This window comes from Methylobacterium sp. 4-46 (genome assembly GCF_000019365.1).
Taxonomy (GTDB): domain Bacteria; phylum Pseudomonadota; class Alphaproteobacteria; order Rhizobiales; family Beijerinckiaceae; genus Methylobacterium.
In genome coordinates this window covers 1-20,343 of record NC_010373.1, presented here as the reverse complement: position 1 = coordinate 20,343, position 20,343 = coordinate 1, and the positions used below count along the sequence as shown (strand labels likewise).

General features: G+C 65.5%; 22 protein-coding genes and 5 pseudogenes. 9 read left to right on the top strand and 18 right to left on the bottom strand.

The annotated features are described in order from the left end of the window. Positions 1 to 13: 13 nt before the first annotated feature. The 3 genes and pseudogenes from M446_RS39400 to M446_RS33830 form a co-directional block, all read right to left on the bottom strand. Positions 14 to 353 (bottom strand): annotated as a pseudogene (locus M446_RS39400) (IS3 family transposase); the annotation flags it as partial. 64 nt (positions 354 to 417) lie between these two features. Beyond that, positions 418 to 888, bottom strand: coding sequence for an IS1 family transposase (locus tag M446_RS39395; RefSeq protein WP_265576689.1), 471 nt, complete (start codon positions 886 to 888; stop codon positions 418 to 420). Positions 889 to 1,542: 654 nt separating this feature from the next. Further along, positions 1,543 to 2,020: pseudogene (locus M446_RS33830) on the bottom strand (transposase); the annotation flags it as partial. Positions 2,021 to 2,129: 109 nt separating this feature from the next. On the opposite strand from M446_RS33830, the gene M446_RS38485 reads away from it, so the two are divergent. The 5 genes and pseudogenes from M446_RS38485 to M446_RS33810 all read left to right on the top strand — a co-directional run. Then, positions 2,130 to 2,528, top strand: a complete 399-nt coding sequence (locus M446_RS38485) for a PE family protein (RefSeq protein ID WP_168169203.1) — start codon at positions 2,130 to 2,132, stop codon at positions 2,526 to 2,528. A gap of 282 nt (positions 2,529 to 2,810) precedes the next feature. Next, positions 2,811 to 3,926, top strand: coding sequence for a TlpA family protein disulfide reductase (locus tag M446_RS33820; RefSeq protein ID WP_012290042.1), 1,116 nt, complete (start codon positions 2,811 to 2,813; stop codon positions 3,924 to 3,926). A gap of 80 nt (positions 3,927 to 4,006) precedes the next feature. Further along, positions 4,007 to 4,238 (top strand): annotated as a pseudogene (locus M446_RS39390) (MucR family transcriptional regulator); the annotation flags it as partial. A gap of 125 nt (positions 4,239 to 4,363) precedes the next feature. Then, complete coding sequence (locus tag M446_RS33815) at positions 4,364 to 4,879, top strand: hypothetical protein (RefSeq protein WP_265576688.1); 516 nt, start codon at positions 4,364 to 4,366, stop codon at positions 4,877 to 4,879. Beyond that, positions 4,848 to 5,117: pseudogene (locus tag M446_RS33810) on the top strand (transposase); the annotation flags it as partial. The gene M446_RS33815 and the pseudogene M446_RS33810, both read left to right, overlap by 32 nt. A gap of 1 nt (position 5,118) precedes the next feature. Here M446_RS33810 and M446_RS39545 read toward each other — a convergent pair. The 6 genes and pseudogenes from M446_RS39545 to M446_RS33785 all read right to left on the bottom strand — a co-directional run. Beyond that, a pseudogene (locus M446_RS39545) lies at positions 5,119 to 5,325 on the bottom strand (transcriptional regulator); the annotation flags it as partial. A 927-nt stretch (positions 5,326 to 6,252) separates the two neighbouring features. Beyond that, on the bottom strand, positions 6,253 to 7,398 hold the full coding sequence (locus M446_RS33805; RefSeq protein ID WP_012290039.1) for a replication initiator protein A: 1,146 nt from the start codon (positions 7,396 to 7,398) through the stop codon (positions 6,253 to 6,255). A gap of 28 nt (positions 7,399 to 7,426) precedes the next feature. Further along, positions 7,427 to 7,777, bottom strand: a complete 351-nt coding sequence (locus tag M446_RS33800; protein WP_012290038.1) for a ribbon-helix-helix domain-containing protein — start codon at positions 7,775 to 7,777, stop codon at positions 7,427 to 7,429. Then, on the bottom strand, positions 7,743 to 8,414 hold the full coding sequence (locus M446_RS33795; RefSeq protein WP_012290037.1) for a ParA family protein: 672 nt from the start codon (positions 8,412 to 8,414) through the stop codon (positions 7,743 to 7,745). Before M446_RS33795 ends, M446_RS33800 begins: the two co-directional genes overlap by 35 nt. Positions 8,415 to 9,701: 1,287 nt before the next feature. Next, positions 9,702 to 9,872: a hypothetical protein gene (locus M446_RS38480; protein WP_168169204.1), complete on the bottom strand. Its 171-nt coding sequence runs from the start codon at positions 9,870 to 9,872 to the stop codon at positions 9,702 to 9,704. Between the two features lie 286 nt (positions 9,873 to 10,158). Beyond that, positions 10,159 to 10,698: a hypothetical protein gene (locus M446_RS33785; RefSeq protein ID WP_012290033.1), complete on the bottom strand. Its 540-nt coding sequence runs from the start codon at positions 10,696 to 10,698 to the stop codon at positions 10,159 to 10,161. Positions 10,699 to 11,123: 425 nt separating this feature from the next. Between M446_RS33785 and M446_RS33780 the strand changes: the two genes are divergently transcribed. Beyond that, positions 11,124 to 11,714, top strand: a complete 591-nt coding sequence (locus M446_RS33780) for a hypothetical protein (protein ID WP_012290032.1) — start codon at positions 11,124 to 11,126, stop codon at positions 11,712 to 11,714. Between the two features lie 325 nt (positions 11,715 to 12,039). On the opposite strand, the gene M446_RS33775 is transcribed toward M446_RS33780, so the two are convergent. After that, on the bottom strand, positions 12,040 to 12,246 hold the full coding sequence (locus tag M446_RS33775; protein ID WP_012290030.1) for a CsbD family protein: 207 nt from the start codon (positions 12,244 to 12,246) through the stop codon (positions 12,040 to 12,042). Between the two features lie 291 nt (positions 12,247 to 12,537). On the opposite strand from M446_RS33775, the gene M446_RS36340 reads away from it, so the two are divergent. Beyond that, complete coding sequence (locus M446_RS36340; RefSeq protein ID WP_012290029.1) at positions 12,538 to 12,846, top strand: HU family DNA-binding protein; 309 nt, start codon at positions 12,538 to 12,540, stop codon at positions 12,844 to 12,846. Positions 12,847 to 13,141: 295 nt separating this feature from the next. Here M446_RS36340 and M446_RS33765 read toward each other — a convergent pair whose 3' ends face one another. After that, positions 13,142 to 13,342, bottom strand: a complete 201-nt coding sequence (locus M446_RS33765) for a hypothetical protein (protein ID WP_012290028.1) — start codon at positions 13,340 to 13,342, stop codon at positions 13,142 to 13,144. Between the two features lie 709 nt (positions 13,343 to 14,051). Here M446_RS33765 and M446_RS33760 point away from each other — a divergent pair. Both M446_RS33760 and M446_RS33755 read left to right on the top strand, forming a co-directional pair. After that, entirely contained in the window at positions 14,052 to 14,312 is a 261-nt protein-coding gene (locus tag M446_RS33760; RefSeq protein ID WP_012290026.1) for a hypothetical protein, read from the top strand. A gap of 235 nt (positions 14,313 to 14,547) precedes the next feature. Then, a complete protein-coding gene (locus tag M446_RS33755; protein WP_012290025.1) occupies positions 14,548 to 15,666 on the top strand; it encodes an AraC family transcriptional regulator in 1,119 nt (372 codons plus the stop codon). A 91-nt stretch (positions 15,667 to 15,757) separates the two neighbouring features. On the opposite strand, the gene M446_RS33750 is transcribed toward M446_RS33755, so the two are convergent. The 7 genes from M446_RS33750 to M446_RS33725 all read right to left on the bottom strand — a co-directional run bounded on the left by M446_RS33750 (position 15,758) and on the right by M446_RS33725 (position 20,339). Further along, entirely contained in the window at positions 15,758 to 15,985 is a 228-nt protein-coding gene (locus tag M446_RS33750) for a hypothetical protein (RefSeq protein ID WP_043703218.1), read from the bottom strand. 145 nt (positions 15,986 to 16,130) lie between these two features. Continuing rightward, on the bottom strand, positions 16,131 to 16,826 hold the full coding sequence (locus M446_RS33745; protein ID WP_012290023.1) for a hypothetical protein: 696 nt from the start codon (positions 16,824 to 16,826) through the stop codon (positions 16,131 to 16,133). Between the two features lie 8 nt (positions 16,827 to 16,834). Further along, positions 16,835 to 17,179: a hypothetical protein gene (locus M446_RS36330; protein WP_012290022.1), complete on the bottom strand. Its 345-nt coding sequence runs from the start codon at positions 17,177 to 17,179 to the stop codon at positions 16,835 to 16,837. Between the two features lie 32 nt (positions 17,180 to 17,211). Then, positions 17,212 to 18,612 carry a hypothetical protein gene (locus tag M446_RS33740; RefSeq protein ID WP_012290021.1) on the bottom strand — a complete coding sequence of 467 codons (1,401 nt, stop codon included), beginning with the start codon at positions 18,610 to 18,612 and terminating at the stop codon, positions 17,212 to 17,214. Next, positions 18,609 to 19,001 carry a hypothetical protein gene (locus M446_RS38475; RefSeq protein WP_012290020.1) on the bottom strand — a complete coding sequence of 131 codons (393 nt, stop codon included), beginning with the start codon at positions 18,999 to 19,001 and terminating at the stop codon, positions 18,609 to 18,611. Before M446_RS38475 ends, M446_RS33740 begins: the two co-directional genes overlap by 4 nt. A gap of 381 nt (positions 19,002 to 19,382) precedes the next feature. Further along, positions 19,383 to 19,610: a hypothetical protein gene (locus M446_RS36320; protein WP_012290019.1), complete on the bottom strand. Its 228-nt coding sequence runs from the start codon at positions 19,608 to 19,610 to the stop codon at positions 19,383 to 19,385. 213 nt (positions 19,611 to 19,823) lie between these two features. Continuing rightward, the gene (locus M446_RS33725; protein ID WP_012290018.1) at positions 19,824 to 20,339 is read right to left on the bottom strand and encodes a hypothetical protein; all 516 of its coding nucleotides are present in this window, start codon (positions 20,337 to 20,339) and stop codon (positions 19,824 to 19,826) included. Between the last annotated feature and the right edge of the window lie 4 nt (positions 20,340 to 20,343).

Below are 20,343 nucleotides of genomic sequence, written 5' to 3'. Positions count from 1 at the left end.
CCCGATTTGGGGCCTACGCTGCCAGGGCGGCGGATGAATGCTGTGCGGCGCGAATGGCTGCCGGTGGTCGGAAACCGCGGCGCTCGATCAGCCAGGTCGCGTTGTCGGTCTCACGAAATACCAGAAGCGCGCGGCGGAGCTCCTCGACCGTGCCGAAGCGCTCCACCCAGGGCAGGTTCTCCTTGAGCGTGCGGATGAAGCGCTCGGCGCAGCCGTTGCCCTCGGGCGGCGCGCACGAAAGTGGGCGAACTCGCGATTCCGAGGAACGCCAGGACGGCCACGAACGTCGCGACCTGGCCCTCGCCGGCCCACGCGCTGGTCAGGTCCTTTCCCATCGCTGTGGACGCCCCTTCGACGCAAGAGGAAATTCAGGATTGCCGAGACGCGTAGTCGGATACTGCCATTTGTCCGAGGGTTTCACCCGACTAATGCTGAGGTGAGTTCGCTCCCGTTGCAGTGGTAGAAGGCGAAGAGCGCCATGGTCGCCTCGACCATCTCAACCGACTTGGAGACGACGCAAGTGCGGCGGCGGAAGCGGGCGAACCAGTGCCGTTGCCTGGCATTGTTACTCTCGACAAGCTGCGTCTGGTCCTTGCCGACGTGATGCCGACCCGCGGGCAGGGCGGCGGCGTAGGGCGCATAGTTGTCGGTGCAGAACAGGCGCACGTCCCAGGGCTCCAGCCGGTCGCGCGCTCGAGGGCCTTCCAGATCCAGAGTTTGCGCGTCTTTTTTTGACGAAGAGCCAGACCTTGTCGATCTCGACGACGACCGCCCGGCCGATCGGCTCCGGCTTGGGGCAATGCCCGGGCGTGATCCCTGACCCAGCGCATGACGCTCTGCGCCGAGACGCTGAGGCGCCCGCCGATCGCGTTCTTCACCTGGGCCCAACGTTAGCTTGGTGAAGCTCTCTTGTCCTGGGACATCCTGCTTTTGACAAGGCAAATCTACACCTTCTGTCCAAGCTTTGATTTCCGCCGCCAAATTCTTACATAGAGAAAATTCCCCAAAAAATCTGATTATACCTACTTGACATCATAACAATTTGTCCAGCATGCTGACGCATGAATAAAATCTGTTGCTGCGCATGTGATTTCATCCTGTCGCCAGAACGCTGATAGCTCTACAGCCAACAGGTGCTGAGAAAATATGGAGCATAATGATGAAAAACTGCGATATGAAGAAGGTGGCTCTGGGTTCAATTGTTGCTGTGAGCGCTGTGATAGCCTATTCGGCAGCTATGGCGGGCACTCTTCATGGGCGCTCGCATAATAGTTCAAGACACGAATATACCGGCGAGATCGGTAGCTCCTGCCTGAGGCTAGACTACGAGAAATGCCAGAGGCTAAGGTACGAGAAAGACTTTGACACCGAAAATCAGTACAGGAATTACGACCAAGACGAAGACCAAGACCAAGACCCCAATCAAATGGCGCAACCTATAATATAGTTAACAATCCAAAGGAGAGAAGAGCAGATGTGGACGCACGGGTATCGGGCGCACCATGAGACGCGCGTGAAACATATGATTCTCGGAGCCGGCTCGACTAGGATCATGACAGCAGTGGCGCAGAAGAAGGCCTTGGTCCAGGCGAGGGGCGCCTCAGGATCCTTCCAAAGGCGCCGGTTGCGGCTGATCCAGGCGAAGAAGCGTTCCACAACCCACCTGCGGGGCTGCACGGCGAAACCGACCTGCCCAGACGGCTTGCGCACGATCTCGACGGTGATGATCGTGGCGCTGGCCGGCGCGTCACCAGCGTAGCCCGTGTCGGCAAACGCCGTAGCGATGAACGGGAACAAGCGGCGCGACAGGCGCAGCACCGGTCCAGCGCCATCGCGATCCTGAACGTCTGCGGGCGGCGGCTCCAGCACAAGGGCGCGGCCGTCCGTGTCCACCAGGGCCTGACGCTTGCGGCCCCCTCATCCTGAGTTTGTCGAAGGACATCTTCTTTCCCGCGTCATAGCGGCGTGGGCCGCCGCTCGCGGTCGTCTTGACGCTCTGGCTATCGAGTGCGGCGGCTGTTTCAGGTCGAAATGACTCGCCTGAAAGAAGTGAAGATCGGCTGGGGTCTAAAATAGTGAGCCCCCCGCAAGCAGATAGGCGTTCACGCTTACGAAGAGTGGAGAGCACCATGAAGAAGTTGATAATAATGACCATATCAGCAGTCGGCATGTTCGCCATCTCTCAGCAGGCTTTCGCCGTCGGTCAGGGCGGGATTGGTGGCCCCGGCGGCGGCGGCGGTAACGGTATCCGCGGCGGGATTGGTGGCCCCGGCGGCGGCGGCGGTGACGGTGTCCGCGGCGGGATTGGTGGCCCCGGCGGCGGCGGCGGTAACGGTATCCGCGGCGGGATTGGTGGCCCCGGCGGCGGCGGCGGTGACGGTGTCCGCGGCGGGATTGGTGGCCCCGGCGGCGGCGGCGGTAACGGTATCCGCGGCGGGATTGGTGGCCCCGGCGGCGGCGGCGGTGACGGTGTCCGCGGCGGGATTGGTGGCCCCGGCGGCGGCGGCGGACGGGGTGGCGCCCCCTGAACTCTGAGAGCGCCTCCCTGCTGCAGCAGCCTAACCCGGAGCGCTCAAGGTTGTCGTGGCTGCGAATAGCCAGACAAATAGACTCGGCCCTTGCCGCGGGATTGCCCGCGCCACCCATCGCGGCGCTCTCCCGGGCCAGTCCTCTCCAGAGGCCGCGGAGCGCTGGCCGTCGGGCCATGATCTGAATCAAGCCCGATTGCCGCAGGTCGATACGACGGGCCAGTCCTCGAATTTTGCGACACGCCCGGCATTCCCACCCACACTCGCACGAGAAGATCTTCCATGCCCCAGACAGAACGGTTGATCGGCGACCCCGCCGCGGAGATCCGCGTCCAGACCTTCCTGAAGGGCGAGCCGATCACGGCCCTCGCGCAAGGCTGCGTCCATGTGGTCGTGTTCTGGGCACCGTGGTGCGGCTCCTGCAAGGTGGCCTTCTCGCATCTCACCGCCCTGCAGGTCCGGCATCCGCAGGTTCCGATCATCGGCGTCGCCGTCACATGGACGGATCTCGGCGAGCTCGCGGCCTTCGTGCGCGATCACGGCGACGCGATCGGCTACCGGATCGCGGCCGATCTGCCGCTCTCGCCCGGCGAGCGTCAGGGCACGATGGACCGGACCTGGTGCCAGGCGGCCTATAATACCGACGTCCCAACCGCCTTCATCATCGATCGCGACGGCCGGATCGCCTGGATCGGCGATCCCCTGGAGAGCGACGGCCCGCTCGCCGCGGTGGTCGAGGGGCGCTGGGACCTCGCGGCGGCCCGGGAGGCGCAGGAGGCGGTCCTGCAGCGCGACAAGGTGCGGGAGCTCTGGAGACTGGAGGAGGCCGTCGAGCGCCATCTCGCCGCGGGAGACCGCAGCGGCGCCCTGCAGGCTTACGACGCCGCGTTCGCGGCCGATCCCGGCCTCGAGCCGCTCCGAGGTCTGCATAAGTTCGCGCTGCTGCTGCTGCCCGCTCGCGATGCGGCGGCCCTGGATTACGCGCGGCACCTGATCGGGGCGGTCGTCGCGGACCAGATCGAACCGCTCATCCACCTCGGCACCATGCTGGCCGAGGCGGCCGAGCAGGGCACGGGGGCGCCAGACTGGCCTCCGGCTGCCGCGGCCCTGGCGCTGACGGCGATCACCCGGGCGGAGGCCTCCGGCGAAGTGACTCGCACCGACCAGCGGATGCAGCTCGCGGAGGCCGCCGCCCGGGCCCTGCTCGTCGTCGGCCGGACCGGCGAGGCCGCCGCCCGCGCCCGGGCGGCCCGGGCCCTCGCGCCCGCGCCCGCGCCCGCGCCCGCGCCCGACATAGTCCGGGCGGTGATCATCTTCCAACTCGACCAGCTCGTCGCGCGCTGCGACGCGGCCGCCGGGCGCCGCGATGGAGCGACTTGCCGGCTCGACGAGGCGTGACCCGCGGGCGGGAAGCCGACGCGCGACATCCGCGCCGGGGCAGCTGCCGCCTGATTACAGTTGCCGGAAAAACCGGGGCGGTTCAGGTCGAGAAGACGGTGACGCCGGACGCGATCATCAGCCTGGAGGACGGCAAGCCCTACAAGTCGCTCAGGCGCCACCTGAACACGCGCGGCCTCACGCCCGAGCAGTACCCGGGTGAAGTGGGGTCTGCCGTCGGACTACCCGATGGTAGCGGCGAACTACGCCGCCCAGCGCTCCGAGCTCGCCAAGAGCATCGGCCTCGGTCGCCGCACACGGTCGAGTGCGTAATTGGCGGCGCCTCCCCGTTCAAGAAGAGCCCTCTCGCTTGGGCCTGCCCACCCACCCGGCCGGCGGCTGAAAACAACCAAAATTCACACGAGATTTCGGAAAATCCAGAAAGGCGAATGCGGAAAATGGGCGGCGTCGGAAGCGGACAATGGGGTGGTCGGCCAACCGTCGAGAGCGGGCTGACCCTCACCCTCGGCAAGCTCTTGCGCGACGGTATCTGCCGACCGGGCCAGAGCCGAGCCGGCACCCTGACCTGGACCAACACCCGCACCGGCGCCCAACTCGCCTCCATCGCCTACGAGGCCCATCTCGGCGCCGAACACGGCCGCCTGCGCCTGCACTTCACCACCACGCGCTCGAACAGCGAGAAGCGCCACTCGGACGACTGGATCGAGCTCACCACCACGACCCAGCCCTTCGGCGGGCGGCGCTGGTGGTTCATATGCCCCCGCACCGGCGCGCGGGTCGCCAAGCTTTATCTCCCGGGCGGTGCCCTGACCTTCGCGTCGCGTCAGGCTCACAGGCTCGGCTACCGCTCCCAGCGCGAGACGCCGATTGGACTTGCTTCGGGAAAGTGGAGAGCTCTTTCCGTGAGGGAGGAGGTTCCCGATGCGAGAACCGAAGAAGCGCTTCACCCCTGAGTTTCGCGCCGAAGCCGTGCGCCTTGCTCACACGAGCGGGCGCAGCCGCCGAGAGGTCGCCGAGGATCTCGGCATCGGCCTCTCGACGTTGCGCCACTGGATCGACGGACAGCGCGATCGCGAGATGGAGGCGCCGCCCTCCGACCGCCAGGAGGACATGGCCGCCGAGCTGAAGCGGCTGCGGCGGGAGAACGAGGTGTTGCGCCAGGAACGCGAGATCCTGAAGCGGGCCACGGCTTTAGGCTTTTGGACGGTGTTCCTGTCGCGGCAGCGAGCTGGTCGAAGCCGATCGTGGCGTTGATGTAGTCGCGGATCACAGATTTCCCTGTCTCGAGGTCGCCGGCGACAAGCGCCTGCACGCCTTCGGTGAGAAGGTTTTCGCGGAAGGCGGCATCGCGCTCGGCGCGGGCTTGAATGGTTTTCTTGAATGTGCGTGTCAGCGGCATCGGTGGATCGTCCAGGCGCCGATGGTGACTCTGGTGTTACCACTTGGGCAAGGTTTTCCCGCGCGTTGACCCCAAGATTCTGAATTTGCGCAGGCCATACGATTCCGACATTCCGATCACGGTCGGACGATGGCGTCACTCCGGATAGCCCTTTCCCGGGCTTAGCGTGGCCGTTGAAGCGCCTGGATCGTTTTTTGGTCCTCTCCCCCCTCCGAGGGGTTGGACCCCTTCCACGGGCCTCCTGTAGGGCTCAGCGGCGAGGCAGCTCCATCCCCGCCAAGCCAATTCCTTTGTTCGACCCCGCCGGAGGCGGGAATCTGACCATTCCTTCGTCCCGACCTGCCTTCAGGCAGGCCGCCGCGCGCAGCGTAGGGGAAGCCCCTTGTCGCGCGTAGCGCGATCCCGAGGCGCAGGGACCCGTCCGCGCAGCGGATGGGTGGCCGCAGGGAGGGCTTCCCCGGAGTGAGCACGATGGCATCCTTCACTTGGTCGGGAAGAATGTTGTCGCTCGCCTCTGCGAGCGACACCGACAGAGCATGGCCGTAGGCCATTCCGCATCTCTCGGGACATCAGGAACGCACCGTGGTCTGTTTGGGCCCGGTTTGCGGGTTAAAGAGTTAAATATGAATCAGTTAAAGAGTTAAGGAGCTGATTCGCGCTGAATCGTCCTTATTTTACAGCTGCTTGTGCGGCCGCTTCGTTCCTGATCTCCCGACGGTTTGTTCCTGATCTCCCGAACTTAGCGTTCCTGATCTCCCGTCGATCCGTTCCTGATCTCCCGAAGAGCGTTCCTGATCTCCCGATAGCGCGGGTGCGTGACTCGTCGTCCCCAGACATGACAATATGTAATATTGTAAGGGATGCAGGCGCTTAGCGATTCGTTCTGCTGCCCAGGCGGACGCGCCTGTCGGGATATCGGGAACGGGATCAGCCGCGCAGCTGATGGCGATTGCGGGCGTGGTAGCGTTTCACGAAACCATAGAAAGCCGCGTTGTAGTCGTCCGGCAGCTTTGACGGGTTCTCTGCGATCCAGGCATCGAAGTCGCCCTTGAGGGCATACACATCCCAACCCGGAAAATCGCGCCGCACGCTTGCGATCGTCTCGTCCGTGATCGCCTGGAACAGGGGCAGGCTGGCCGCCACATGGCCTTTGGATACGCTAGGTGCAGGGGACGTAGCCGGCGTCTTCGCCTTCCGGCGCCGGGGGGCTTTGGGCATGTCCGCGATGTCGCCGATCAGGTCGCGGCGCACCATACGCAGAAGCGGCTCCCCTCCCCGCTCGTCCTCCTCGAGGCGGAACACGAACTCGGGCACGTTGTTGCGGCGAACGATCGCCTGCAGCTCGAACTTGAACCGCCGGTATTCGCCTTCGGCGCCGGACTTCTCGAACAGGGTGCGCAGCGGGATCGCGAAGCCCTCGGCGTTGGCGCCGCCGGCGTGCTTGCGGGCGACGCGGTAAAGCCACCGCTCACGGCCGCCGCTGATCGTGAAATAAGCCGGGTCGATCGACAGGATGCCCCCGTCCATCACCACGCCCTCATAGAACCAGTCGGCAAGCGTGATGCTCATGCCGCGGCTCTGCTGCGTCTCCTCGTCGACCAGATCCGTGAAGGACTCGATCCAGGAAAACTGCCGCTTCTTGGTCTTGGTACGCTCGGCGCGGATGTTGGTGATGATCGTCGTCGATTGGAGGCGGCCGAGCGCTTCGCGCAACAGCCTGTACTCCTGGCCGCCGGTCGCGCGGCCGATGGTCTTGAGAATGTCGTAGGGCTGGCAATGCAGCGTGCGGGGAATGTCGTTGATCCCGGCCTTCTTGAGCCGTGAGAGCGTCGATGCAGCCCATATGAGCACGTCTGCATCCCAGATCGTCGCCATGCCGAACTTCTCGTTCGGGTAGACGCTAACGAACACCTTGCCGTCTGGGCTGGTGTACTCGATCGGCTTGAGCCGTTTGTTCTTCGACAGGCTGAAGAACGGCCGCTCCATCGTCTCCCGCTGATCGCGCAGCGGCAGATCGGAGATGTAGGGCAGGAAGAGGTCAAACTGCCGATCGATGTACTGCCGCCGCGTCATTTTGGTGTATGCACGTATGCCCCTGTGGCTACATACCAATATCGGTGCGTGGAGCCAGGTCGGCGATTTTCTGCCGGCCCTTCTTCACGAACAGGAGGTCCAAAGCCTCCTCCAGGAGAGCCTGCACGGTCGTGTCGTCCTCGACCGCGATCATGCGCAGCTGCTTGCCCACGGCCGGCTCGAAGTGGCCACCCACGAAGCGCCGGTTGTCCCGCGACGGACGATGAAACTTCTTGGCCTCGGGAGCCGGGGCAGGGGCCGGCTCAGCCGATCGGTTCGCAGGCTTGGGCGCGCGCCGCGCCGCAGGCTTACGCTCGGGTTCCGGCGCGGGCTCGCGTGCCGCCTTATCCAGTATGGCTTGAAACGCGTTTCCGGCCATCAGCCGTGCTCCTCTCCGAGTTGTTTAAGTGCATACACACATACGAGTATAGGCGCTGGATTTCCTGCGCCGCCTTGCCCTCGGGTTCAATCTCCTGGGCAACCTGGCCGGTCTGCTGTGCGCGACTGAATGCGATGCGGTTGCCGATCCGCACCGGGCAGATACGGGCTCCAAGCGCGTTGACCGCCTCCACGGAGTCGTCGACCTCACGGCCGATCGGCGGGCAGAAGGTGAGGATCACGGCGGATGGTTTGCCGTAGTGGCGCAACAGCTCGATCGTCTTGTTGGTCGCCATCACGTCGAGCACAGCCGGCCGAGTAGGGATCAGCACGAAGTCGGCGTGCTGAGCGGCCTCATAGGCGATGTCCTTCGAGAACGGCGGGGTGTCGACGATGGCGAAATCACAGCCAGCCGCATCGGCCGCCTTGATCACATGGCCCAGGCGTGCGGCCGGAATGGCGGTCATGGCGACCAGTTCGTCCTTGCGGGTGTCCTTCCAGAACGACGCGCTTGCCTGAGGATCAAGATCGAAGACGACGGTGCTTTTGCCGGCACGGCCCGCCTCGACAGCGAGGGCGGTCGCGAGCGTCGTTTTTCCGACGCCGCCTTTCTGGGAAATGATGGCAAGCGTCTTCATGGGCGGCCTGTTCGAATCATCCGCCTAGGAGCGTACCACGCACACACCACTACGGCTATGCCCGTATTTTATCATACGTGCATACACGTCTGCGCGTTGCAGTGCTACCTCTCCCGCCCGAAGTCACGGCTCGGCTTGCCCTTCATAAACAGGTGAGCGTTCTTGAACTCCCGAACGGCTGCGCCCTTGCCAGTGGCACTGACCGCGCGGGCGAAGTTGCCGTGCAGTTGCGCCCGTTCGGCCCTGGCCTCACGCTCCTGCCACAGAGGACGCGGCGGCTTGGTGTAATCGAGCGGGGCGTGTCGCAAAGATTTTTGGCGGAGAAAATTATGCTCCCCGCGTAGGCGCACACCGGTCCGTCAGGCCGATACCGGGCTCGTCAAACTGCTTCGCCAGCCTCGTCGGAGGGGGTCAGCAGGCGGTGAGCAGGCCTCGTCACGCCCTGTTCGGAGACGATTTTTTCGGGCGTTGAACGTTTGCGACACGCCCTCCAGGCTCTGATCCGGCCCTGTGCAGGCCAGTCGGGCTTCGGCTTTCTCCTAGCCATCAAGATCTCCTTCGCCGTCCATGTTCCACGTCTCCGGCCAGGACCGCATTGCGTTTCCGAGCCCGCGCACGGACGTAAGGGTGCGACGACAGGGATTGACCGTCAATGCCGGCGCCGCGCGGCTCGGACACTATTTGTTCTGGTGCGACAATTGCGACATCCCGTCAGGGGCGGGCTCGATTACTCAAGCCCGCCTCGTAGTTGCGCGGGAGCGATTTGGGTTGTGACGCGTCAATCCGGCTTGAGTTTCGCGGTACCGCGAGGCTTCAGCCCGCTGGTCCCCACCACCAGCGCCGCGCTGGCCCTGCCGAGCCGACGCGGCCTGTCCATCATGTGAGTCCAGAAGCCCAGCGCGCTTGGACTCAAGCAGTGTGTAGTGACTGGCCCCACTCGCCTACGCTATGCCGCAAGTTCAAGGCCAATCTTGGCAGTTCAGGGTGGGGGGCTGATGAAGGCTTACGTCGTTGCGCTCCGCGCCTCAGTGCTCCTGGCGAGCTTGCCCGGCGCGGTATTCGCACACGCCGCCTTGCTTGCTCCTGACCAACCAGCCCCGGAGGTCAGCGAAGACGCCGCCACCCCGGATCGCATGACTGATGTGGATCCCGCCCTACTGGCGCGATGTGACGCTGAAGCTGTGAGGAAGCGGCTGCGGGGCGAGGTGCGCCGGGTGTTCGTCGAGTCCTGTGTCGAGCCCGAGGGCGACGATTAAACGTCGCTTGCGGAGGACCGACAGGTCCCTGCTACCCGCGGGGGATGCTCGCCCGGAGCGGTTCGACCAGGCCCCATGCGTCGAGCGTGCCGAGCAGGGTGATGCTCGCGCCGGCCACCAGAAGCGGAACGCTGACGCCGATCATGGCGAGCGTCTGGACGGGGCTGAAGCCGCGCTCCCGCAGCCGGCGGTAGATCTGCATTCGCCGCTCGGGGCCGGTCTGGAGAACGAGGCGGCCGGGCCGATAAGTCTGGCCAGGCCCGGCCGCCTCGTTGGCAAGCAAGGGGGCGCTTGCCTGTCGGGGAGCTTGGGGCCGTGGGGTTAAGGTGGGGTGTAAGCCGGCGGGCAGCGATGGGAGGAGCCGCGCCCGAGGCGATCACCTGTCCGACGCCCGGCCGACACCCACACACCGTGGAAGCCGTACGCCCGTTCACGAGGCTGTGCTCGGCCCACGTGGGTTCGCGCGTACGACGGGTGTCGAACGGGCGTCAGCCGGCCAGACGCCGCCACCATGGGCGCTTCAGACGGTCAACGACGCCGCGCAGCTCGGACAGTTCGCGTTCGATCGTGGCGCGGCTCGCGCGCTCGTCGTTCTGGAGCTGCGTGATGCGGTCAACCAGCTCGTTGGCTCGGGCACGTTCGGCATCCGCGCGAGCCCTTTCGGCGTCGGCCCGTACACCCTCCTGGTCCGCACGCTGGCGCTCACGTTCCGCGATCTCTTCCGCCTTTGCAGCCATAGCCTTGAGCGTGGCTATGTGCTCCTCCAGGGCTGCGAAGGTGCGGGCGTCCGACGGGGGTTCGACGGGCAGTGCTTCGGGTGTCGGACAGGCGTCGGACGGCTCCTCTTCCCGCGGCTTCCGGGGAATGGTCGAGGCGATCACCTCTTCGATGTCGACTCGGACCTGCGCCTTCCCATCATTGCCTGCCCGGCGAGGCCAGTGGTTGCGGATCGCCTTCTGTCTCGCTGCTTCAGGTGAGATGCCAAGGCGTTCGCCTAACGCACTGTATGTAAACCATTCCTCTGCCATCTAGACACCCGCCGTACACCCGATGGACGGGCGTCCGACGCTGGCACGTGATGGTTAACGAAGGATTGCGAATTGGTGTCGAACGGGTGGCGGCCAGGTGTTCGTGCGTCGGTTTGACGAACGGCGCCGCTTGGGGCCTGATGCCACGTCGTGCGGCCCGCATTCCGCCGAGTCGACACGCAGGAGATCCACCGCCGCCGCAGTGAACCCCTAAAAAGCCAACGGCCCCCCGGGTGGCACCGGGAGGCCGCTGAACCGCCGAAGCGGCGATGTCCGAAAGTTCGCACTCCGGATATCGCCAGAGCCTCCCTCGGGAGTCAAGCCGGAACGTGGCAGTTCCGGCACGGCGAGGCTTTGTCTGGAGACGGACCGCCCTGACCGGCGCGCCCGATCGATCTGCCGCGGCCCTATGAGGGCCGGGACTGATGAATCACGACCAAGAGCTACGGGACCTCGCCCGCGCCTACGCGGACGGGCGGATCACCGAGGCCGAGTATGAGAAAGCCGACGCCGCGATCAGGGCCAGGATGCCCGCCAGACGCGCGCCAGCGACCGTCGTGCCGCTCGGTCGACTGCGGACCCTCTTCCCCCCGAAACGCCGCTGTAGGAGCCCTGACCGCCTCAAGACCCTGGAGAGGCGTCGCACGATCGCCTTCTCCGGGCCGCTGCCGCCCGCCACGGCTGCGCGCTTCACGACGGGCCAGCTCGCGGTCCTGGGCATCGTCGGCGACGAGATCGCGGCGAACGGCGACTGCACCCTGACGGTCGGCGAGATCGCGGCCCGGGCCGGCGTCTCGCACCGGCTCGCCCAGGACGCGATCCGGCTCGCCGAGCTGGACGGCTTGGTGCGGATCGAAGAGCGCCGCCGACGCGGTGACCGTAACCTGCCGAACCGGGTGACCGTGCTCTCGCGGGAATGGTCGGCTTGGCTAAAGCGCCGCCGCCCCCTGGATGCAGAAATGCGCGCCCTTCAGATAGTCAGAGACCTACTAGGAAGCCGGAACGCCCCGTGGTGACCGTCCTCAAGCTGCCGGGACGGCGGTCGGCGGCACCGTCTGCGGCTTCTCCGGCGCCGTCGCGCCCTGCACCGGGCTTGGACGCGGCTCTCGAACAGCTTCGGCGGGGCGTGGAGCGGGACGCGTAGCAGGGGGCAGGGCAGGTCGACCGAGACGACGCGGCCCGTCAGCGGGTCGAGGACGCGAACCTGCGCCATGCTGTGCCCCCGATGGGAGGAGTAGACAGCTTGGCTGGCGTGGGTCGGCGCGTATTGGGGTCCGGCCGTTTGTACAGGAACGGGATTGGTTCAACGAGAAAGGGAGCCCGCGGGCTCCCTCGTTGTGGTTACGTGGGCTTTTTGTCCTTGTCGGACGAGAACGTGTCGCGAATCGCGTCTTTGGCTCCTCCGACCGCGTTCTGGATCTTGCCGGAGACCTTGTCCATCGTCCCTTCGCTTTTCAATTTCTGGTCACCGGTCAAGTCGCCGGCGGTCTGTTTGAGCGAGCCCTTCATCTGATCGGCGGACCCTTCGATGCGGTCTTTGTCGGCCATGGCGATCTCCTCCTATGAGACCGTTAAACGGCTCGCGGCCGAGGCCCGTTCCGTGACGGCATCGGTGGTGGCTGGGGTGTCTACTGTTCCCAGACAGGCGAGCCGGTCCGGGTGAACGGACGTCCGCAGACCGGACTGCCGCTTGAGACCGCCACCGACCTTGGAACGCGCCCAAGCTTCAGGTTGGTACTGCTGGAATGTAGGTTGTGCTCGGCCTCGCGCGCGAAGGGCCGTGCAGGATCCAACCATCGACAGGGTTGCCCTCGTCGAGCCGCGCTCCACCATGGCTATATGCTTAGATCGCAGTTCACCCGACGCATCGCGGAACTGAACCCGCATCTCCGCTCTGGCCAGGCTAACGCGGTCGTACGCGCGGTCTTGGACAGGATCGCAGAGGGCTTGGCCGATGGTAGCAGGGTTGAGCTGCGCGGCTTCGGGGCGTTCAAAACGGTAACGAGAGATGCCCGGCCAAGCCGCAACCCTCGCACGGGAGAACTGGTCACGGTTCCGGCCAAGCGCGACGTGAAATTCAAAGCCTCGGTTGAGGTGACGAAGCGTCTGAATCCCACCGACAACCGGCTGTTGCGTGTAGCGGAATGAGGGTTGTGCTCGCCCTCACGCGCGTGACGGCGGCCCATTCGCATAAGTGGCAGTATGGTGCGCGTTATGGGCCCTCAGGACAGCATTCCGAAGGTCTCGCGCGGGCCTCGGGCCGGGCGCCAGTCGAGGGCCAGTTGATCGGCCTCCGGCGGGGCGTCGCGGGCGGGCGGCTAAACTGTGCTAGTCTGTGCGCGCCTGCTCCTAGGTCCCAACTCCCGGACGGGCCGCGGGTCGGGCTCCCTGGGTCCTCAAGGACCCGGCCCGCACAAAGGAACGCCGGCTCGGGAGGGGACCCTTAGGCCGCCCGCTTCGTCACCTTATACCGCTCGCGGCCCTCCAGGCCGTTCAGCGCTTCGCAGCAGGCGTGAGCCTGGATCTCGACGACGAACGACGCCGTCGGGGCCCAGCTGTCGTCCCGGTCGCATACGTCGAAGATCTGGCCGGCCTCGCGGAGGAGCGCCTCAAGCGCGTCCCGGATGTTGAAGTCGTCGGCCATGCGCTGCCTCCTGCCACGAGCGGCTTAGCCGTAGAGCGTGACGCCTTGCAGAAGGAAGCCCGCCTCGACGGGGGCGCCGGGCGGGCCAGTTCGAGGGTTCGCATGAGGTTGCTACCCGACCACGCCCGCCGGGGCGGCGCATTCACCTGAGCTAGCCCATCGCGGTCTGGACGTTCCGCAGGCTGAGTGCGGCGTCCGAGAAGCCGGCCGTTCGCATGGGTGCCCGTTTGGACGACAAGAGCCCGCCCGCCCTGGCAGGATCGGCTGGTGTCAGCGGAGTCCCACTGGGTCAAGTGGCGCATACCGCAGCATGGCATCGTACAGAGACAAGGATAGTGCTGAGGATACCGCCCGTGATCAAAGCAGCTCTTCTCGCCGCGTCGTTGGCCCTACTGCCCGCAGCGGTCCTCGCGCAGGGTGGCTCGCCTTACAACAAGGCGGGGTCGCAAGCCGGAGGTCCCGTGGGCGGCGCGGAGCGCGCAGCCGGCGCCCCGGGCGGCACCCCCGACACTTTCCCCGGGCAGGCCAAGCCCCCGGGCCAGGCGACACGCGCCGCGGCGCCCCACCGCGCCGCCGGCCATAAGGCGGTGAACGAGCGCCGTCGCAGAAACGCGCGAGACTGATAGGGGGACGTCCAGATCACCACCGAAGGCGTGATCGAGACCCGCATCGGCCAGTCCGCATCCCGATGCGGTCCGGGAGTTCAAGCGTGGCTGATACCCTGACAATCGGCGACCTCTACAAGCTCAAGCTCGTCACCGACGAGCAACTCGACGCAGCCGTAATGGACTTCCTGAGCGATCCGAAGCCCGGCCCTCGCCCGCTCGCGGAGGACATCGCGATCGATGTTTGCGCGATTATGGCGGCCAGCTCTCACGCTCGTGAGGTCTTGGCAGCGAGGGGCTCGTCCGAGGCCGAGATGCGGATGGCAGTCAGGACGGCGATCCTGCTGGCGCGGCCCGCGCGGTGAAGAAGCAGAGCTTCCTGAGGCCCACACCGCTGTGGCGCGGGTCGAGGCTACGATGAGAAGGTCTCAAACGCCCTCAGCGCAAATCGATTGTTCGCAATTCAATGCCAATGATATGCTTTGGGTCAAGCCCGTAGCTGTTACAGCTACGGGTTTGACCCCTTGCTTCTCTATTGCGAAGACGATGAGATCGTGATCTACGTGAGTTAGCTGACCCAGAAACACTGGAGACGCAGCCATGGACTCTGATGCGTCGTCTGGCGACGGTCAAGGCTATGACTTAGGATTAAATATAGGTTTGTCTAAATGCAAGGGGCAAATCACCCCTTTGCGGGTCATTCCTTCAGGACATGTTCCTATTGATTTCGTTCACGTTCATGCGGTACAGGCGATCTGCGACATTCTGGTTGAGCTGAAAATCGAGCCCGAGAAGATCCTCAAGCTGGCCGGCATTGACACGCAGATCTTTGGTACCATCGAAGCAATCTCGTTCGCGTCGTTGGGCCGCTTGACGGCGCTGGCCGCCGACCAGACGCAGTGCGCCCACTTCGGCCTCCTCATTGGTCAGCGCGTCACTCTCGCCTCGCTTGGTCTGCTCGGGACGCGGATGCGTCACTCAGAGACGGTCGGCGACGCCTTGCAGGCCGTGCGGACGCACCACGATCTCCTGAACCGCGGTGCCGTGATTGAGCTGTCGATCGACGGCCCGGTCGCGATCGTGAGCTATGCGCCGTATGAGCCTGACATCGAGGGGGTGGCGCTCCACTGCGAGAGAGCCATTGCGGCGCTGACCAGCGTGTTGCGGTCGCTGTGCAGCCCTCACTGGAGCCCGGAGGAGGTGCTGCTACCGCGTCTGGAACCAGAGGATACCACACCCTACACGCGCTTCTTCCGAGCCCCGGTCCGGTTCTCGCAGGAGATCGCGGCGCTGGTGTTCCCAGCCCGGGTTCTGAGGCGACCGGTCGAGGGCGCCAACCCGCTCATTCGAGCGGCCGTAGAGCGGCGCATCCAGCAGCTTGAGGCCGTCATCCCGTCCGGCCTGACCGACGAGGTCCGGCGGCGCGTGCGCTCGACGGTGAGCGAGAAGCGGATCGAGAGGCTTCACGTCGCGCAGTCGCTGGCGATCCATCAGCGCACACTGGCCCGCCGCCTGAAGGCCGAGGGAACGACGTTTCGGTCCGTCGCGAATCAGACGCGACTCGCAATGGCCAAGCAGTTGCTGGCCAACACCAACCTGAGCTTAGCGAGGATCTCGGCCGCCCTGGAGTTCTCGGAGCCGCCCGCGTTCACGCGTGCCTTCCACCGCTGGACTGGCATGGCGCCGAGCGCATGGCGGAAGGATCACCGCGGCAGTTGATAGCCACAGACGATCTAATGTCGACGACGCGGGCCCCGGTGGGCATTGCCATTCTTGCTCGGCGAGGATCCGGCGGATCGGCCGATCCCGCTCACGGACGCGCCGCCTTCAGCATGGCGACCGCGTCGATCAGGCGGCGGCGCCACTCGACATTGTTGGGGTCTCGCATGTGCGCTCTGAGCAAAGTAGCATCGTAGTAGCCGAGAGCGCGGGCAACGCAGTCGCTGAATACCATGCCGCGACCGGGCACGTAGCCGCCCAATTTCGTCGCGACCTCACGGAATAAAGCGCCCATGTTGGCGCGATCGGTGTCGGTCATGGATGGTTTTTCCCGTTCCGGCGAAGGGGAGCCGCCGGAAAAACTCAGGGTCGGCCCGGCCGCTCGACGCCGCGTGGCTGACGGCGGAGCGGCCAGGGCCTCCATCGCGCCGCCACCCACCACGGGACGGCGCGATCTCTGACGCTTAGCTTGCGTCGTATTCCTTGTTGAAATCCGCGATCAGCTTGTCAGTCTCCCGGTTTTCGCCGAGCGTATCACGGACTGAGTTGTGGCAGAACGCCATGATGTTCTCAGCGTATTGGATGACTTCCTTCAGCCCATCCAGTTCGGCAAGCACGTCGCCATGCTCGGCCTTGACGACTTCATCGTGGATACGCTGGTAGTTCGCCGCATCCATGCCGGACAGCATCGGGCTGGCCTCCACGACGGCGCGGGCGATCTCGGGATCCTGCATCGCTGCGCCGATCCGCTTGCCTGGATCGGGCAGACTGCGAAGGAAAGCGCGGACCTCCTGGCGTCTCATCTCCTCGACGGGGTCGGTGCCGCGCCGGACGACGCACGCGGCACGCTTCGCGGCGACCTGCGCCTTCACCTCGGCCACCTCGCGCTGCGTCCGCCTCAGCGGACCGAGCGTGTCGCGGGTCGCCACGGTCGTGATCTTGTCCCGCTTGCCAGCCTCGGTGAGATGGGGATCGCGGCGGGTGCGCTCGCCGATCCGACCGAAGGCCGCGGAGATCTCCGCCGCGCGCGACGTGGCAGAGCGGAGCGCGGCCACGACCGGGCTGCCCGTCTGGGAATCGGACCGCAGCGCTGGACACTGATCGAGCTGCTGCCGGACGGCCTGCTGCCAGAATTCGGCGATGTTGCCTTTGTTGGACATCGTGTATCTCAGCTCAGGTTCGAGAAGTAAATGTCGAGACGAGCACGTGACTCGGCGGCCCAATTCGGATTGCCCGGGATGTTCGGGATGTAGACCGGGTGCCGGAGCATCAGCGGCAGGCGCCATTCGGCCTCGCCACCCGTGAAGGTGTTGACCGCCATGCCGTTGCCGCCAACATTCGTGTTGTTCGTGAGTACGTCCAGTGCTTGGAGGTCAACGAACGCCGCGTGTAGAGCGGTGACGGCATTTGCATAGCGAGTGCCGGCGGCAGCCCTTAGCGTCGTGATTGCCGTGGCGGCGCCGCTGACATTACCGGAGTCATCTAGCGGCAGGGTCTTGGTAGGATAAGCCATTGGGTCGTCGGATCCTTAGTTCTGTTTGGATGTCAAAACGGGAAGGGCAACACCTGGAAGGTGTTCTGGGGGCGAGCGAGTCCGACCAGGACACCCGCGACGGCGTTCGCCAGGTCGTCGTGTCCGCCGCGCGGGTGATCGATGGAGTCGCGCCCGCCGCGGGCGGTCCGGCGTTCGAGCGCAACGAGCTGCTGAACGAGGCGCGGGTGGTCGAGGAGCGAGACCTTCGCCGAGTTCAGCAACGGCAGGAGGTCGCGGTAGAGGTCGGACTTCGACTTCTCCGAGACCTTGTAGTTGATGCCGTGTACTCGGAACCGCTCCCGCGGCCACTCGCCCGCGTACCTGTCGCCCGTGACCTCACGGATTCCATAGGACTTCATGAGGCCGGCGAATTCCTCGACGACCTGCTCGGGCGAGAACGGCGGGCGTATCTCACGGACGGCGTCCAGCACGGCCTTGCCCGCCTGGTGGTGCGCGATGGCCAGCGTCATGCTGTCGGCCGAGCCGCCCGAGGGATCCACGAACGCGACGTGCCGGCCCGCGTGGCGCAGACGTTCCATGACCCCGGAGTCGATGCACGCCTTGACGACGTCGAGACTAACGAAGGACTCGATGTCGCTGCGGAACTCGGCCCCGTACTCGGCCGCGGCGGCTGCGGGGTCGCGCTGGTACGCCTCGTCGATGGTCCGCTCCGGCACCGTGGGGTTCATCACCCGGGTAGCGGCTCGCCACACGAGCACGTCCGAGTTGTCCTGCCCGAAGTGCCGCGAGAAGGCGTCCCAGAGCGCGCCTTTGCGGGCGTAGGGAGACGAGGCGCAGAGCAGCACCGAGCCCGGGATCGTCGCCATACCGGGGCGCAGCGCGTTCAGGATCTCGTAGTCCGGCGACGCGCTGTCCTCACTGGTCTCCCAGAACGCGATCTCGTCGCACAGCACCGCCGCTAGACTGTAGCCGCGCGTCGTCTTCACCGAGGCGGTGCCGATCTCGATCGTGACGCCGTTCGCGAGGTCCAGCGCCTCGGCCGTCTCGCGTTCGATCAGGTTGGCGAGGAGCGGTGAGCCGGCGAGCAGACCTTTGCAGTAGCGGAAGATGACACGCGCCTGCCGACGATCGGCGGCGAGGACCATCACGGTGGCGCGCTCGCCCGGGGCGAGGTAACCGCGGTACTCACGGAAGGCCGCGAGGTAGACCGCGATCAGGGCGAGGACGAACGACTTCCCGGCTCTCCGCCCGGTCGGCAGATGGGCCTCGGCCATCGGGGTGGTGGGCGGCACCTCGCGGCCGGTACAGGCCCGGAAGATCTCCAACTCGGCCTCGTTCATGGACAGGCCGAAGAACGCTTTCAGGAAGACCCGCCACGCCGTGAAGGTCGCCGGGTCGCGGATGGCCGAGCCGAACAGATGCGGGTCGGTGAGCGCGTCGATGATCGTCACGACAACACCCCCGCTTTCCGCGCCATGTACGCTTTGAGGTCGAGTTCGTTGGCGTCGCGCATTACCCGCTTGAGCCCGAGGGTCGAGGCGAGCCGGTTCATCTGGCCGGACAGGCGGCCGTAGAGATCCAGGTCGACTTGCCCGCCCTCCACGATCGCGGCCTCCTGGAGTTCCAGGGTCAGGGCGAGCGTGGCGAAGCGGCGGATCAGCTGCTGCTGGACAGCCGTCACCTCGTCTCGGCCGCCGAGATCGGAGGTGACGTCGCCGACGATATCTCGGAAGCGGCGGGCCGGAGCTGACCGGCGATCGACCTCATCGACCAGGAACAGGCTCGTGCCGTTGCTGACCGCGGACTTCGCCACGGCATTGGATGCGGGCTTGCGCGGCATAGCTTTAGGGGCTCCAGGATGGCCCAGGACGGCCGTTCGCGGTTTCGGAGTGGGTGCCGTAGCCAACGAGGCATCTTGGCCGCTGGCAGTGCCTCCAGGGTTCTCAGCTTGGCCATTGCGCGCTCAGCAAGGGTGCGGAGCCGGATGCGGGCGTGGATCTCCCGATGGCACGGTCCGCAGACCACGATCACAGCGAGCGGCGCGTCGTAATCTTCGTGATGAGCTTCGAGACGGTCGGTCTCGCCGCAGTGAGCGCACGATCCGAAGATGATCTTGCCGCGCTTGCGGGCGTACTGTGCCTTGCGCTGCGCCCTGATCTTCTCGGGCCATCGCTTGGCGTACCGGCGTTGGGCTTCGACGTGTCGGGCTCGCGCGGCTGCATTATGGCGCGACATCGGCGAGCTTGCCTTCTCGGGAAGCTTTCGCCTCCATCTTCATGGCCCAATCGCGCAAAGTTGAGCGACGGGCGCAGACATGTTGACCAACCTTGAAGGTCGGAAGATCGCCGATTGACGATCGATACTGTGTTTTACGATAAGACCAGCCGAGATAATCGCCGATGGTCTGGAAGCCGGTCAGCAGATCAAGGCGATCATCTTGGGGAGACATGTGGACTCCTCTCGATAAGAAAAAGGCCGCCCCGGAAGGGACGGCCGTGAGTTTGGCTAACACGCTCAAAGAACCCGCCGCAGGCGAACGCGTCACCGCCCGCACGAGTGCGGGGCAGGATTTGGACGCAGTTGCGGAAGGTACCCAAACCTAACCGACTGGCGTCCACCCTGTCAAGAAGAATACGTCAGGCTCAAAATATGACGAAATGTATCACGCGACGGACAGCGGGTGTTCACCGGGCGGGAGCAGACGCCAGGCCATGACCAGGGCTGCGAGGCCGTGCCGGAGGCGGTCGAGCGCAACGGCAGTTGCACCGGCCTTGTTGCCGTAGCCTGCGGACCGGCCCGCCTGCTCAAGGGTCGCCTCGTCGATCACAACGGCAATCACGATCTGCCATTCATGGGACTGCATCGATTGCTTCGCGAGCAAGAGCGTGTGGCGGTGGCGCTCGACGGTCTCCGTGATCGGGCAGCGGGATCCCGGGCCGCTGCCGGGCGTGCCGTCCAGGCGAGCGCGGGCGAGGCCGTCGAGGGCGGCGTGCTGCGCGTGCTCGCGCAGGCGACTGCCGGCGGCGTAGAGCGCGTTGTTGCGGACGCGGTCCATGTCAAGCTCGCCGCGGTTGCGTAGGCGGTCGAAGGGGCAGGGATTCACCCGGGGCGGGGCGATGTCGATGTCGAGATGAAAATCGTGCCGCGTCGAGGCGGTGGGTGAGGTCGGGGGAAGCAATGGG

What these genes read in the sequence shown, in the direction of transcription:
- M446_RS38485 (WP_168169203.1), top strand. Translation starts at nt 2,130, where the DNA reads ATGAAGAAGTTGATAATAATGACCATATCAGCAGTCGGCATGTTCGCC.
- M446_RS33820 (WP_012290042.1), top strand. Translation starts at nt 2,811, where the DNA reads ATGCCCCAGACAGAACGGTTGATCGGCGACCCCGCCGCGGAGATCCGC.
- M446_RS33815 (WP_265576688.1), top strand. Translation starts at nt 4,364, where the DNA reads ATGGGCGGCGTCGGAAGCGGACAATGGGGTGGTCGGCCAACCGTCGAG.
- M446_RS33805 (WP_012290039.1), bottom strand. Translation starts at nt 7,398, where the DNA reads ATGACGCGGCGGCAGTACATCGATCGGCAGTTTGACCTCTTCCTGCCC.
- M446_RS33800 (WP_012290038.1), bottom strand. Translation starts at nt 7,777, where the DNA reads ATGGCCGGAAACGCGTTTCAAGCCATACTGGATAAGGCGGCACGCGAG.
- M446_RS33795 (WP_012290037.1), bottom strand. Translation starts at nt 8,414, where the DNA reads ATGAAGACGCTTGCCATCATTTCCCAGAAAGGCGGCGTCGGAAAAACG.
- M446_RS38480 (WP_168169204.1), bottom strand. Translation starts at nt 9,872, where the DNA reads ATGCAGATCTACCGCCGGCTGCGGGAGCGCGGCTTCAGCCCCGTCCAG.
- M446_RS33785 (WP_012290033.1), bottom strand. Translation starts at nt 10,698, where the DNA reads ATGGCAGAGGAATGGTTTACATACAGTGCGTTAGGCGAACGCCTTGGC.
- M446_RS33780 (WP_012290032.1), top strand. Translation starts at nt 11,124, where the DNA reads ATGAATCACGACCAAGAGCTACGGGACCTCGCCCGCGCCTACGCGGAC.
- M446_RS33775 (WP_012290030.1), bottom strand. Translation starts at nt 12,246, where the DNA reads ATGGCCGACAAAGACCGCATCGAAGGGTCCGCCGATCAGATGAAGGGC.
- M446_RS36340 (WP_012290029.1), top strand. Translation starts at nt 12,538, where the DNA reads ATGCTTAGATCGCAGTTCACCCGACGCATCGCGGAACTGAACCCGCAT.
- M446_RS33765 (WP_012290028.1), bottom strand. Translation starts at nt 13,342, where the DNA reads ATGGCCGACGACTTCAACATCCGGGACGCGCTTGAGGCGCTCCTCCGC.
- M446_RS33755 (WP_012290025.1), top strand. Translation starts at nt 14,548, where the DNA reads ATGGACTCTGATGCGTCGTCTGGCGACGGTCAAGGCTATGACTTAGGA.
- M446_RS33750 (WP_043703218.1), bottom strand. Translation starts at nt 15,985, where the DNA reads ATGACCGACACCGATCGCGCCAACATGGGCGCTTTATTCCGTGAGGTC.
- M446_RS33745 (WP_012290023.1), bottom strand. Translation starts at nt 16,826, where the DNA reads ATGTCCAACAAAGGCAACATCGCCGAATTCTGGCAGCAGGCCGTCCGG.
- M446_RS36330 (WP_012290022.1), bottom strand. Translation starts at nt 17,179, where the DNA reads ATGGCTTATCCTACCAAGACCCTGCCGCTAGATGACTCCGGTAATGTC.
- M446_RS38475 (WP_012290020.1), bottom strand. Translation starts at nt 19,001, where the DNA reads ATGCCGCGCAAGCCCGCATCCAATGCCGTGGCGAAGTCCGCGGTCAGC.
- M446_RS36320 (WP_012290019.1), bottom strand. Translation starts at nt 19,610, where the DNA reads ATGTCTCCCCAAGATGATCGCCTTGATCTGCTGACCGGCTTCCAGACC.